The following is a 12,898-nucleotide window of genomic DNA, read 5'->3' as shown; positions in this document are numbered from 1 at the left end:
TTCGAACGTTGGCCGAACTTTTGCGAAAGGGCAGGATGAGCGCACCGGAGCCTGAAGGGACCACCGAACCCAGCGAACAGAACGCCGAAAAGACGGCCTCCACCCTGCCGCGCACAGTGGCCGCGGTGCCGGTCGTTGGCATTGGCGGTTCCGCGGGCAGCATCGGCTCGCTGGTCACTTTCTTCAAGAGTGTTCCTGAAGCGCCGGGCGTCGCCTTCGTGGTCGTGCTGCACCTCGCCGCGGATCATGAAAGCACGCTGGCCGAACTGCTGCAGCGCTGCACGAGTTTGCCCGTGATCCAGGTCCAGGAGACGCTGACGATCGAGCCCGATCACATCTACGTCATTCCGCCCGGCAAGTCGCTGCAGACCGCGGGCGATCAACTGCAGCTCGGCCTGCTCAAACGCAGGGGCCGCCCCCTGGCCGTCGATCTGTTCCTGCGCTCTCTGGCGGAGTCGCACGGTCCGAAAGCCTCGGCGGTGGTGCTGTCAGGCGCTGACGGCGACGGTGCGATCGGCATCAAGCGCATCAAGGAACGAGGCGGTCTCACGGTCGCGCAATCGCCCGAGGAGGCCGAGTACGACGGCATGCCGCGCGCATCGATCGAGACCGGCATGGTGGACTGGGTGCTGCCGGTGTCGCAGATGTCGGAGCGCCTGCTGCGCTACCACCGGCTTGGCGAACAGCTGCGGCTCCCGACGGAAGAAGAACCCGCCTCGCAAGCCTCGCGTCCGCCGCCCGGGCACGACGAAGCGGCGCTGCGCGACATCCTGACGTTTCTGCGCGCTCGCACCGGGCGCGACTTCTCGTCGTACAAGCGCGCCACCGTGCTGCGCCGCATCGCCCGGCGCATGCAGGTCAATTCGATCGAGGATCTGCCTAGCTACCTGAATTGCCTGCGCACGAATTCCGCGGAGGCCGGTGCGCTGCTGCAGGATCTCTTGATCAGCGTCACCAACTTCTTCCGCGACCCTGAATCCTTCGCGGCGCTGCAGCGGCAGATCCCGGCGCTCTTCGCCAAACGGGGGCCGAACGAAACGGTTCGCGTGTGGGTCGTGGCCTGCGCGACGGGCGAAGAGGCTTACTCGGTCGGAATGATGCTGGCCGAATACGCGCGCGAGCTCGACGCGCCGCCCCTGATCCAGATCTTCGCGACCGACCTCGACGAGGAAGCGATCCAGGCAGCGCGCGAAGGTCTCTACCCGGCGGCCATCGAAGCCGACGTGTCCGACGATCGCCTCCAACGCTTTTTCATCAAGGAGCATCGCGGTTATCGCGTGCGCAGGGAGTTGCGCGAGATGGTGCTTTTTGCAACGCACGACGTGCTGAAGGACTCCCCGTTTTCGCGGCTCGACCTCGTGAGCTGCCGCAACCTCCTGATTTATCTGAACCGGGACGCGCAAGCGCGCGTCTTCGAGACCTTCCATTTCGCGCTGAATCCGGGCGCCGTTCTGTTCCTGGGCTCGTCGGAATCGGTGGACGACGGCAGCCCGCTGTTTGCCGTGGCCGACAAGAAGTACCGGATCTACAAGCAACGCGCGGCGCCGCGCATTGGCCTTCCGGTACCGTCGGGTCCGGGCACTCTGGCATTGCAGATGCAGCGCGGCACGCTCTCGCCGGGCGTGCAGGTTGCAACGGAGGCAGCATCGACGGCCGCGGCCGCTCAGCCCTCGCTGCCCCTGCAGCGCGCCGGCCGCATGCCGGAGCATTCGCATCGGACTTCCTGGGGCGAACTGCACCTGCGTCTGCTGGAAGAGCTGGCGCCGCCTTCCATCCTCGTGGACAGCGAATATGAAATCGTCCACCTCTCGCCAAGCGCCGGACGGTTTCTGCAATTCACGGGCGGCGAGCCGAGCCGCAATCTGCTGCGATCGGTGAACTCGGCCCTGCGCATCGAGTTGCGGGCGGCGCTGCTCGAAGCCGGTCAGACACGGAAGACTTCCGAAGTGCCGGACCTCCCTATCGAACTCGATGGCGAGGCGCTGGTCCTTCGCCTGAGCGTGACGCCGGTGGGTGAACCGGGGGCCGATCTGTACATCGTCCTGCTCGACAGCCGGCCCGCGGCGGTGCAGACGCCCGAACCGGCGGATGCCGCGGCTCGGCTCAAGGAGCCCGACCCGGTCGCCCGCCACCTCGATCGCGAACTGGAGCGGCTCAAGTCGCATCTGCGGGACACGGTCGAGCAGTACGAGGCATCCACCGAAGAGCTCAAGGCCAGCAACGAGGAATTGCAGGCCATGAACGAAGAACTGCGTTCGGCCACCGAGGAACTGGAAACCGGCCGCGAGGAATTGCAGTCCATCAATGAAGAGCTGACGACGGTCAACCACGAACTCAAGGCCAAGGTCGACGAACTGGGCCACGCCAACAGCGACATGCAGAACCTGATGGACGCCACGGCGATCGCGACCATCTTTCTGGACCGCGACCTGCGCATCAAGCGCTATACGCCCTCGGCCATCAGCTTGTTCAACCTGATCCCGACCGACCTGGGGCGGCCGCTGGCCGACCTGACGACGCAACTCAATTACCGTGAACTCAGTGCCGATGCGCATCGGGTCCTGGAGCGGCTCGTGCCGGTCGAACGCGAAGTCGGACAGGCCGACGGCAGCTGGTTCCTCGCGCGCCTGCTGCCCTACCGCACGACCGACGACCGCATCGCCGGCATCGTACTGTCGTTCATCGACATCACCGAGCGCAAGCAGGCGGAGGAAGTGCGGCTCTGGCTGTCGGCGGTGGTTGCCTTCTCCAGCGACGCCATCATGAGCTTTGCGCTGGACGGCACGATCCTGAGCTGGAACGGCGGGGCCGAATCCATGTTCGGCTATGCGGAGGAAGAGATCATCGGCAGGCCGCTCTCCATCCTGTCCCCAGAGCAGGACGTGCGTGAGACGGCCTTGCTCGAAAAAGTCATCGCCGGTCAGCAGGTGCAGAACTTCGAGACCGTTCGACGGCGCAAGGATGGCTCGACGCTTCAGGTCTCCATGACCATTTCGCCGATCCACGACGACAACGGCCGAGTGATGGCGGGCACCGCCACCGCGCGCGACATCACGGTCGCCAAGCAGGTCGAGGCCGAACTGCGCGAAAGCCGCGAGCAGTTGCGCCTGGTGATCGAGAACGCCGACGAGTTCGCCATCTTCTCGACGGACCTGGACCGCCGCGTCACGACCTGGAACGCGGGTGCGCAGCGCATCCTCGGCTACTCGGAAAAGGAAGTCGTCGGCCGCTCGGTGGACGTGATCTTCACCGAAGAGGATCGAGCCGCCGGCGCACCCGAGCAAGAGGCTGACCTCGCCCGGACCGAGGGTCGCGCCGCCGACGATCGCTTCCACGTGCGCAAGGACGGCACGCGCTTCTGGGCGAGCGGCGCGATGATGCTGATGCGGGACAGCGCCGCCGCCGCGGTCGGATTCGTCAAGGTGCTTCGCGACCAGACGCTGATGCGCAAGGCGCAGGACGCGGCGGAGCGCAGCAAGGCGGAGTTGCTCGAAGCCTTGCAGGACAACCTTTCGGCCAGGCGGGCACTCGAAGTGGCCGACGCGGCCAAGGACCGGTTCCTCGCGGTCCTGTCGCATGAGCTCCGGACGCCGCTCGCATCGATATCGTCGGCGGCCCAGGTGCTCGAAGGCCCGGACACCGACGGCGACCGCAACAGGGCCGCCGACGTCGTGCGCCGGCAGGGGGCGGCGATGCGCGAACTGCTGAACGATCTGCTCGACGTCTCGCGCCTCCGCCTCGGCAGGCTCGCGCTGCAGCGGCAGGCAGTTCGCATTTCGGCCGTGGTCGAGTCAGCGCTGGAGGCCACCCGTCCGCAGATCGATGCCGCCAATCACACCCTGATCGTGAGGCTTCCCGTCGTCGAGTTGGAAGTCGATGCCGATCCGGTTCGGCTGGCGCAGGTCATCAGCAATCTCGTGAGCAACGCCGCCAAGTACACGCCGGCCGGCGGACACATCAGCGTGTCGGCCGAGCTTGTCGAGAACGAAGTGGTGGTGACTGTCGCCGACGATGGAATCGGCATGGTGCCCGCGGAGATCGACGCCATGTTCGACATGTTCGTGCAGGCCCCGGAAGCGCGCGAGAGGATCGCCGGCGGACTCGGCATCGGGCTCGCGCTCTCGCGCAGCATCGTGCAGTTGCATGGAGGATGGATCCATGCGACTTCGGCGGGCCCTGGACAAGGCAGCCGCTTCCGCTTCGGCCTGCCGGTGTTCCGCGCCACGGCGTTGGACGCCCCCCCGACCCCGCGCCAGCTCGTGCCGCTGGACGTCCCGCCATCGCGCGAGACAAAGATCCTCGTCGCGGACGACAACCGCGATGCGGCCTGGGGGCTCGCCAAGCTGCTCGAGCGCGCGGGCTACGGCGTCGTGATTGCCAACGGCGGGCTGCAGGCGGTCGAACTCACCCGAACGCACCGGCCCGACGTCGCGCTCCTGGACATCGGCATGCCGGATCTGGACGGCCATGAAGTTGCACGGCAATTGCGCGCCGATGTTGGGAACGCCGAAATGATGCTGATCGCGGCGACCGGCTGGGGTCAGCCGCGCGATATCCAGGATGCGCTCAATGCCGGCTTCGACGCCCACCTGACGAAGCCCGTCGATGTGGAGACCATCCGCAAGCTGATCGATGAGCACTTGTTGCGCCGCATGGTCAGCGAGGCGCCGCCCAAGTAGGCCCAGGCCGAAACCGGGGCGCTCACCCTCCACCGCCGCCGCGTTTGCGGCGCCGCCATTCCGAAACCCAGGCGAGGCACTCCTCGTTCAATTCTCCGCGGAGCTGGCGGAGTGAGCCTTGCTTGCGGGACAGGGAGAAAGTGCATTCCAGCCGCAGGTCGCGCGTGCGGATCACTTCCGCACGGCCGTGGAGCACGCCGTCGAAATCACGCTCCGGGACGAAGAACACGAATTCCCATTCGAGGTAGGGCACCCGAAATTTCTGCTCCATCGTTCCCCCTCCGAATGCCGGATGTCGAATGTCGAATGTCGATGTCGATGTCGATGTCGAATGCTGGCGTCAAGAGGGGTCCCGGCTCTGTTCCGAGCTGAGGTCTTCCCTCAGGTTGTAAGGGGCCGAGTCGTCTTCACGGCTGGTTTCCACGCTTTTGCGCCGGTCGGAGTTTCTCTCCACAGGAGCCGGGCCCGAGACGTCGCCGCCTTGCGTCTGCTTTCCGGTGAACGCTTCTCCGGCCCCGATGTTGTCGACGCCGCCGCTGGTGACGGGGCGGGTGCCGTCCCCGCTGCCCGAATCGGCCACCTGACCGGACTGGCCTGATCGTTGAGGTGGTGCAGTCATGACTTTTCCTTCGCTGCTGTTGGGTTGGGTTGGTTGGGATGGAACCGCTCATCCTGACCCGGCAATCACAGCAGAGGCCATCGCCAATGTCCTCATAGCTTGCCGGTGTGCGCCTACACCATCGTTTTGCGGCCATTCGCCATTGCCTTGCATCGCATGTCCTCAGCGCTTCTTGCGGGTTGCACGCGCCTTCTTCCTACATGCGCAATGACGGCGCGCTCGAACGCTCCGCCACAGGAGCAAATGCCCGTGATCCATCCCTTCTTTACCGTCCTCCTCAGGCGGCCAGATCTGGTTGCACGCCATCTGGCCAACCACGTGGCTCTCATGCGAGCCGAACTTTCCGCAGCCAAGCGCGCGATGCTGATCAAGGCGACGGGTGCCGTGGTGGCGGGGGTTTGTCTCCTGCTCGCATTGGGCCTGACCGCCGTGGCGATCATGCTCGGCGTGTTGCAGGGGTTCCACTGGGCGCTGGTCGTCGTTCCGGGCGTCGCGTGGCTCCTGTTCGTGATCGGACTCGTTGCGGCGATGCGCTCGGCGGTGGTGCCGAAGGCGCAGGAAGTGCAGCAGCAATTCGAAGCCGACCTCGACCTGCTTCGTGTGGTCCGAAAGGAGAAACTGCATGAACGACTCTGACGCTTCCCTCGACGCCAAGGCCAGGCTCGCCGTGACACGCGCCGAGCTCCATGAGGAGATGGACCAGCGTCCTCTGCAGGAGTACGGCAAGAAGCATCCGGGTTTGCTCGTCGCGTGCAGCGCGGGTGCAGGCGCGGGCGCATTGCTGGTCCTGTTGAAGCCCTGGCATCGTCGCCGCCGCACTTTCAACGGCAGTGGGCGAGGTCCTACCGCATAGACAACCGGCAGCCGACATGGGCGCCGCCCCCGCCTTCAGATGCTTCGTCACTCGTTCTTGTTTTCATCCCCCACTCAACCGGAGCCCACGATGCCGACTTCCACCAAGCGCGCCGCCGCCGACGCGTGCAGCCTTCTCGATGCGGACCATCGCAACGTCAAGAAGCTGTTCAAGGCCTATGAAGAATTGACCCACTCGAAAGCCGCCAACGTTTCCGACAAGAAGCGCGAACTGGCCGAGGAGATCTGTTCGGAGCTCACCGTTCACGCACAGATCGAAGAAGAAATCTTCTATCCCGCCGTGCGCGAAGCCATCAAGGAGACAGACCTCCTCGACGAAGCCGAGGTGGAGCATGCCAGCGCCAAGGACTTGATTGCCCAGATCCAGGGCGCCACGGAGATCGACGACAAGTTCGACGCCAAGGTGACTGTGCTTGGGGAATACATCGACCACCACGTCAAGGAAGAGCGCAACGAGATTTTCGTCAAGGCCCGTGCAGCGCACGGACTCGACCTGATGGCCCTGCGCGATCAACTTGAAACCGGCAAGGAAGAGCTGATGGGCGAACTCACCGCGGCCGCCTGACCCGCGCGAAGGGCCCTCGTCAAGGGCCCTAATCGACGTAATGCACGAGCAGTGGTGCCACGGCCCGCAGGAACGACAACTCGCAGGGCCGCACTTCACAGCTGTCTATGTCGAAGTGGCACAGCACGCCGCATGCGGGTCCATCCACCGGCGCCAGAACGACGCCGCAATAGGAAATGATGAGTCCGCCGAGCGGCTTCAGGCGAACATCCTGGCTGCAATCCGAGGTCACGAAATCACCGGCCTCCACCGTGATCGCGTCGAGCGCCGCCAGGAATTGCGCGCTCTGGAGATAGGCGCGGTTTTCGTTGAAGCGGTCGAAGACGCACACGGGGAGCAGATTGCCGCCCCTGAGCCGGTGCAGCGCGGTGTAGCGGAACTTCGTTCGATCGTTCAGAAGCTCCAGGGCCGACGCGAGTCCCTGTTTGGCCAGCCGCGCCTCGAACGCGAGAAGCTGGTCCTCGAAGGGAATCTCCATCGACGCCGTGGGGGGCGCCTCTGCTGCAGGGCTAGTCACCAAAGACTTCCCGGATCGAATCGCCCGCATCGCGCTGGCTCTCGTTTCTGTATCCCCTCACCGCCTCCGCGCATTCGTCCGCGACGAGCATGCCGTAGTCGCGCAACCGCATCGGCAGCGAATCGCCGGGCTTGATCAGCATCGCCGCCGTTGCACAACGCCTGAAGATCTCTTCAGACGCTTCGATGTTGATTGCCATGGCTTGCCTCCGATGTATGTGGTGGGTCATGGATGGCCGGCGCTACCTGCGCTATGGGCGCTATGGGCGCTATGGGCGCTATTGGCCCAGTCTCGATGCCGTAGGCGTCACGGACGTTCGCCAACGCTTCCAGGATCAACTGGCAGGCCTGCTGCCGTTCGGCGGAACTGGCGGAGGGCCTGCCTTCGGCACCCGGCGAGTCCAGGGAGTTGCGCAGGCGCTCGCAGGCGGCCTCGAATGCAAGCAGCGCCCGTGACTTCGAAGGAACCGAAGAGATCGAAGGGATCGAAGAGACCGAAGGAATAGCTCTTTGAGACATGACCTCTTCTAAGTAGTGATCATCCCGGTGAAATACTGCTCGTGCGCGCGTTTTCAAGTCGGCAAAAAACTCTAGCACCGGGTTCTGAACCTATCCTGACCGCGGAGACGTCAGCAGGGGAATTCAGAGCACGAATCTCTCAAAGATGGAGCGCCAGCCGATGTGCAGTGCAGTAAGCGAAAAACGCATCCAGTTCCGTGGACTTGTCGAAGATCGCATCGGCGCCCCCGGCCAATGCCTTGCGGGCAATGTCGGCAGTCGCGTAGTTTGTCAACACAACCACACGCTGATCAGCAGAGCGCCCACGACACTGCTGGACAACACCGAGTCCCGAGCCTTGCGCCAGGAACAGGTCGATCACCCCGAGCTTCCAGTGATCGGGATTTGCCTTGAGCCACGCAACGGCCTCCGCCTCCGACGGAAAGACTTCCATGACCTTCGCTCCCGCCAACTCATCCAGTGCCGAGATCAGGTTCTTCTGAATCAGCAGGTTGTCTTCGACAAGGAAGAAGGGCAGCGACATGGCATTAAGAGCATGTATTCACTCACAGTATTCAATGAGTGCAGGTAGGACGAATTCGCAATTGCCGAAGCAGCCCGGCGGTGGGAGCGGTCCTACCGCACGCGCAATGTCGTACCGACACGCGCGCTCGATCCCAAACCGGAAGCTCGGCCTCTGGCAGGGCCAGGAGAACTTCCATGCAAACACCGTCATCGCAAGGCCCGTCCGAAGGGCAACCCTTCGCCTACCGTGGATGGCTGTTCCTGTGCAGCACGGAGCGAATGCCGGGAGACACGTTCAGGCCGGTCGCGGTTTGCATCGGCGGACCTTCAGTCACAGGGAAGATCGAGCTTCCGAACGACACCTCCGAGTTCGCCTATGCGACTGCCGCCGAGGCGCTGCGCCACGCGGAGCAGCAGGCCGTGCGATGGGTGCACGACCGGATGGGCACCGGGAAGACGCAACTGTGATGAACTCAAATGGACAGGGAGAGCGCATCGAACGATGAAGAATCCCCTGTCGCGGGGGTGATCGACCGCAACATCGCCGCGCTGGTGGAGCGGCGGCACATGCACAGCGCGTCCGCCGGCATTCAGGACAAGATCGCCGACGCCATTACCCGGCTCGCGGGAAGCATGGCTTTCGTCTACGTTCATCTCGTGATCTATGGCGCCTGGCTCGTGATCAATCTCGGCTGGACGCCTTTGGAGCCCTTTGATCCGACCTTCGTGGTGCTCGCGATGGTCGCCTCGGTCGAAGCGATCTTCATCTCGACTTTCGTCATGATCAGCCAGAACCGCATGGCAGCGCTGGCGGATCAGCGCGCGGATCTCGACCTGCAGATCAGCCTGCTCAGCGAGCACGAGATCACGAAGCTGCTCGGGCTGGTGAAGGAGATCGCCAATCGCATGGAACTCGCATCGGCTCGCGACCCGGAGCTTGAAGAACTCAGCCGGAACGTGGCGCCGGAACGAGTGCTCGACCGGATCGAACAACCCGGCGTGGAGGGCGAATAGGACGTCCCTTGGCATGTGACTCCGTCCTACGCGAAAAAATGCGGGAGTGGCGGAAGGTGCCGACGAGGAACTGGCCTTGAAAGATCCCGATGAAGCATCAGGGCAATTCGCCCCAACAGGACCCCAGCGGCCCGGAAGAATCCGGGCACAAGACTTGACGTCGCTGCACCAGGCCTGGCGCCGCTTCCAGCTGGCCGCGATGTCCACGCGCGGACTGCGGGTTGTGTGGCTCGCCGTTCGCAACTACATCCATCACCAGAGCGCGAACCAGGCCGGCAGCCTGGCTTTCTCGTCGCTGATTGCGATGTTTCCGTTGTTGATCCTGGTCTCCGCCGCTGCCGGTTTCATCGGCGAGCCTGGCGACGCGGCAGCGCTGGCGGATCGGGTGATGGACTACGCGCCGCAGGCGGTGCGGGACGCGATGCAGCCGGTCATCAAGCAACTGCTGGCCCAGCGCAACCAGGCACTTCTGACATTGGGTGTCGTCACCACGCTATGGACGGCCTCGTCGGGCATGCAGGCGGTGCGCAGTGCGTTGAACCGCTCCTATGGCATTCAGCGGGGCCTTCCCTTCTGGAAGGCGCGCATCAAGGTGACGGTGTTCACGATCATCGTGGGCGCGGGCATCCTGGCCGCGTTCAGCTCGGTCATCGTGATGCCCTATGTGTCGCGGTTGCTGGACACGATGGGGACGGCGCAGGAAACGCTCTGGCTTCGCAACAGCGTGCGCTATGGGTCGGCCTATGTGGTGCTGGCGATGCTGTATGCGCTGATGTACGGCTGGCTCCCGGACATCAGCCAGCGGCTGTCTTCAGTGGCGCCTGGCGCGCTGGTGGGCGCTGCATTGTGGGTGGCCGCCGCCGCGACGCTGTCGTACACACTGCGCTCCGCAGGGCGGCTGGCAGTGGTGTACGGCAGCTTTGCGGGCGTCATCGCGACGCTGGTGTTCCTGTACATCAGTGCGGCGACGCTCATCTTCGGTGCCGAGATCAACGCGGTGCTGCGCGAAGGAGCCAAACCGGGGGGCACGAATCCGGCATGAATCTCCCATGACCGGCGCTCGATGCCGTGCTATTCCTACTCGGGCGCCGTCCTGCCGCCTGGATCATGCAGGCTTGCATTCAACTGGAATGAACCGAAGGCGCCCATGTTCACCTCATTCAGTCTCGACCCTTCCATGATCGCGACGGTCGGCGGCACGTTCTATCCGACCGGCTATTCGATGGTGATGTTCCCGGACGAAGCCACGGCAGTCTCGGTCGGAACGGAGTTGAACACGCGCCTGGAAGACAGCGAGGTTCTCCTGGTGACGCCAGCGGCGATCCTGTCGCAGATCACACCCACGGCCAAGGATGCGGACGACCCGCTGCCGTCCGCCGGCACCGAGGGTGCGACCGTGAGGGCCTATACCAAGCTGGCGAGGGAAGGCCACTACGGGCTTCTCGTGAAGACGCCGAATGAAGAGACCGCGGCAAAGATGATGGAGGTCGTGAGTCGCGGTCCTTATCTGATGGCCCAGCGCTATCGCATGTTCGTCATCGAGGATCTGTGATCCCCGCCCCCCCGCAATGCAGGCAACTCAAGGGACTCAGTCTCCGGCGGGCCGCTCCTCGGTCTTCACGCGCCAGGTTTTCAGCACCGGCACGAGCGCTGCCGATGCAATGGTGACCATGTGCGCCGTCACCCTGCCTCCCTTGAAAGCCACCACGAGTTCGGGTCGCCCTTCTCGCAGCATCTGCGCATTCCGGATCAGACCGGCACGTCCCGGGTAGCGTTCCCAGTGAGCGGTGAACGTCAGGACCTCGATCCCGCGAGCCTTGGCCCAACGCCGTGCGAGTTCGTCGGCACCCGTCGCACCCCCTTCGATGAGCTGGGTAATGGTCTGGCGCGCGTGGACCCGATCAAGCACTCGAACGATGAACGTCCAGTCCTCGTAGTCACGACCGCCACAGACGAGGACTCTCATGGAATGGCCGTCTCTTTCGACTCGTTCATGCTTTCTTACTCAAAATGATTCCGCCAAAAAGCAAACCCCGCCGAAGCGGGGTTGGATTGCGATGACTGTCAGCCAGTCGATGAATCAGTCATTCGCGCATGATAGCCATGGTTGCCTCCGCACCGATGGCTTTGTTGATTGCTACGAAACTCGTCTCCAGCCGCGCACGACTTGCCGCCAGATCGATCCGGGCTTGCAGATAGGCACGTTGGGTGTCCAGCACCGTGGTGAAATCGACCGAACCGCCGTCGTATTGCGCCCGGGCCAGCTCGTAACCCTCCCCGGCCGTGGCGACGCGCTCCTGGTACTGATGCCATTGCTGCTGCTCCGCCATATAACCGGTCAGTGCGTCGTCGATCTCGCGCCACGCCCGCAACACCGTTCGCTGATACGCGATGGCCGCTTCCTGCTGTTGCAGTTCGCGCAGTTGCACTTCGGCTTTGCGCCTGCCGCCATCGAAGATCGGGAGGCTCAGCGATGGGCCGATCGACCATGTGCGGCTGCCCCAGTTCGTGAATTCGTCCGCCAGGAAGGACTCGAGTCCGAACCCTGCGCCCAGCCGGATGCTGGGATACAACTGCGCCTGAGCAACACCGATCCTGGCCGTCGCACTGCGCAGTTGTGCCTCGGACGCGCGAATGTCCGGACGGCGTTGAGCGACTTCGGATGGCAAGCCGAGCGCGAGGTCCGGCAAGCGCATGGCTTCAGAGTCACCTGCCGCTTCAAGCGTCTTCTGAAGGGCGCCGGGACGTTCCCCGATCAGCACGGCGATCTGATTGAGCAGACTCGTCTCCTGCGCCAGCAATGCCGACACCTGGGCGCGCAGACCCAGCACTTCGCTGCGCTGGCGCAGCAGGTCGAGGCGGGTCGTCACGCCGCCGTTGACCCGTGCTTCGATCAGGCTCAGGCGATCGTCGAGCGCGGCAACTTCCCGCCGCGTCAAAGCGAGGCGTCGCTCCACGCCTAGCAACTCGAAGTAGTTGCGAGCCACCTCGCTGAGCAGGCTCAGGCGCGCCTGGTCGAACAACGCCGCCTGTTGAGCGACATCGGCGTCGGCCGCTTCGACCGAGCGCCGTACGCGGCCCCATAGATCGAGTTCCCATGACGCATCGAACCCCGCCTGATAGAGATTGAAAGGCTCGCTCAGCAGTTGAATGAGTTCTTGCTGCGTTGTGCCGCTGCTGATCGCGTCGATCAGGCGAGTGCCCGCACCGAACTCGCTCAGGCGCTGGCGCGTGGCGCCTGCACTGAGGTCGAGCGTTGGCGTCTTCTGTGCGTTCTGGCCTTGGCGCACCGCGCGCGATTGAGCGAAGCGCAGGGCCGCCGTTTGGAGGTCGGGACTGGCCGCCAGCGCACGCTGCTGCAGTTCATCGAGAACAGGGTCTTGGAATACGTCCCACCAACGATCGGGCAGCACGCTGTCAGCCGTGACCGTCACTGCGAGTGCCGGATCGCCGCTGTGCCAGCTCGACCAGTTCTTGGGTGACGCGGTGGCCAGAGCCGAAAACTCCGGACCGACCGCACAGCCAGCCAGGCCGAGCAACAGCACGGCGAGCGCGCCGGGCGCCACCAAATTCAATGAACCCAATGAATACGAGTGCGGCATGGCGTCC

General features: G+C 64.2%; 16 protein-coding genes. 9 read left to right on the top strand and 7 right to left on the bottom strand.

Going from position 1 to position 12,898, the window contains the following annotated elements; genetic code table 11:
- The first annotated feature begins 35 nt into the window (after nt 1-35).
- The gene (locus AC1DSF_RS27415; RefSeq protein ID WP_478183779.1) at nt 36-4,679 is read left to right on the top strand and encodes a PAS domain S-box protein; all 4,644 of its coding nucleotides are present in this window, start codon (nt 36-38) and stop codon (nt 4,677-4,679) included.
- Between the two features lie 22 nt (nt 4,680-4,701).
- On the opposite strand, the gene AC1DSF_RS27410 is transcribed toward AC1DSF_RS27415, so the two are convergent.
- Together AC1DSF_RS27410 and AC1DSF_RS27405 are read right to left on the bottom strand one after the other, a co-directional pair.
- Entirely contained in the window at nt 4,702-4,950 is a 249-nt protein-coding gene (locus tag AC1DSF_RS27410; RefSeq protein WP_478146027.1) for a hypothetical protein, read from the bottom strand.
- A 69-nt stretch (nt 4,951-5,019) separates the two neighbouring features.
- The gene (locus tag AC1DSF_RS27405; protein ID WP_478128360.1) at nt 5,020-5,298 is read right to left on the bottom strand and encodes a hypothetical protein; all 279 of its coding nucleotides are present in this window, start codon (nt 5,296-5,298) and stop codon (nt 5,020-5,022) included.
- A 249-nt stretch (nt 5,299-5,547) separates the two neighbouring features.
- Here AC1DSF_RS27405 and AC1DSF_RS27400 point away from each other — a divergent pair, with 249 nt between their 5' ends.
- From AC1DSF_RS27400 to AC1DSF_RS27390, 3 genes are all read left to right on the top strand, one after another.
- Nucleotides 5,548-5,934, top strand: coding sequence for a phage holin family protein (locus tag AC1DSF_RS27400; protein WP_478146025.1), 387 nt, complete (start codon nt 5,548-5,550; stop codon nt 5,932-5,934).
- Nucleotides 5,921-6,151, top strand: coding sequence for a hypothetical protein (locus AC1DSF_RS27395; RefSeq protein WP_478128358.1), 231 nt, complete (start codon nt 5,921-5,923; stop codon nt 6,149-6,151). Before AC1DSF_RS27400 ends, AC1DSF_RS27395 begins: the two co-directional genes overlap by 14 nt.
- 90 nt (nt 6,152-6,241) lie before the next feature.
- Complete coding sequence (locus AC1DSF_RS27390; protein WP_478183778.1) at nt 6,242-6,736, top strand: hemerythrin domain-containing protein; 495 nt, start codon at nt 6,242-6,244, stop codon at nt 6,734-6,736.
- Nucleotides 6,737-6,764: 28 nt separating this feature from the next.
- Here the strand turns inward: AC1DSF_RS27390 and AC1DSF_RS27385 are convergent, their stop codons facing one another.
- Both AC1DSF_RS27385 and AC1DSF_RS27380 read right to left on the bottom strand, forming a co-directional pair.
- Nucleotides 6,765-7,253, bottom strand: a complete 489-nt coding sequence (locus AC1DSF_RS27385) for a hypothetical protein (protein WP_478183777.1) — start codon at nt 7,251-7,253, stop codon at nt 6,765-6,767.
- Nucleotides 7,246-7,452 (bottom strand): hypothetical protein, encoded by a 207-nt coding sequence (locus AC1DSF_RS27380; protein WP_478128355.1) that lies wholly within the window; start codon nt 7,450-7,452, stop codon nt 7,246-7,248. Before AC1DSF_RS27380 ends, AC1DSF_RS27385 begins: the two co-directional genes overlap by 8 nt.
- A 28-nt stretch (nt 7,453-7,480) precedes the next feature.
- Between AC1DSF_RS27380 and AC1DSF_RS27375 the strand changes: the two genes are divergently transcribed.
- A complete protein-coding gene (locus tag AC1DSF_RS27375; RefSeq protein WP_478183776.1) occupies nt 7,481-7,708 on the top strand; it encodes a hypothetical protein in 228 nt (75 codons plus the stop codon).
- A gap of 202 nt (nt 7,709-7,910) precedes the next feature.
- On the opposite strand, the gene AC1DSF_RS27370 is transcribed toward AC1DSF_RS27375, so the two are convergent.
- Entirely contained in the window at nt 7,911-8,294 is a 384-nt protein-coding gene (locus tag AC1DSF_RS27370; protein ID WP_478128353.1) for a response regulator, read from the bottom strand.
- A 176-nt stretch (nt 8,295-8,470) separates the two neighbouring features.
- Here AC1DSF_RS27370 and AC1DSF_RS27365 point away from each other — a divergent pair, with 176 nt between their 5' ends.
- The 4 genes from AC1DSF_RS27365 (at nt 8,471) to AC1DSF_RS27350 (ending at nt 10,841) form a co-directional block, all read left to right on the top strand.
- Complete coding sequence (locus tag AC1DSF_RS27365) at nt 8,471-8,743, top strand: hypothetical protein (protein ID WP_478183775.1); 273 nt, start codon at nt 8,471-8,473, stop codon at nt 8,741-8,743.
- Between the two features lie 9 nt (nt 8,744-8,752).
- Nucleotides 8,753-9,289, top strand: a complete 537-nt coding sequence (locus AC1DSF_RS27360; RefSeq protein ID WP_478183774.1) for a DUF1003 domain-containing protein — start codon at nt 8,753-8,755, stop codon at nt 9,287-9,289.
- Between the two features lie 154 nt (nt 9,290-9,443).
- Nucleotides 9,444-10,331, top strand: coding sequence for a YihY/virulence factor BrkB family protein (locus tag AC1DSF_RS27355; RefSeq protein ID WP_478183773.1), 888 nt, complete (start codon nt 9,444-9,446; stop codon nt 10,329-10,331).
- A gap of 105 nt (nt 10,332-10,436) precedes the next feature.
- Nucleotides 10,437-10,841 carry a hypothetical protein gene (locus AC1DSF_RS27350; RefSeq protein ID WP_478128349.1) on the top strand — a complete coding sequence of 135 codons (405 nt, stop codon included), beginning with the start codon at nt 10,437-10,439 and terminating at the stop codon, nt 10,839-10,841.
- A 36-nt stretch (nt 10,842-10,877) separates the two neighbouring features.
- On the opposite strand, the gene AC1DSF_RS27345 is transcribed toward AC1DSF_RS27350, so the two are convergent.
- Both AC1DSF_RS27345 and AC1DSF_RS27340 read right to left on the bottom strand, forming a co-directional pair.
- Nucleotides 10,878-11,255 (bottom strand): DUF2493 domain-containing protein, encoded by a 378-nt coding sequence (locus AC1DSF_RS27345; RefSeq protein WP_478183772.1) that lies wholly within the window; start codon nt 11,253-11,255, stop codon nt 10,878-10,880.
- 118 nt (nt 11,256-11,373) lie between these two features.
- Nucleotides 11,374-12,891 (bottom strand): efflux transporter outer membrane subunit, encoded by a 1,518-nt coding sequence (locus AC1DSF_RS27340; RefSeq protein ID WP_478183771.1) that lies wholly within the window; start codon nt 12,889-12,891, stop codon nt 11,374-11,376.
- Nucleotides 12,892-12,898 lie beyond the last annotated feature (7 nt).

Source organism: Variovorax sp. 01N429, assembly GCF_056399425.1.
The sequence above is the reverse complement of the archived record's forward strand: the minus strand, read 5'-3'. Positions and strand labels throughout refer to the sequence as shown.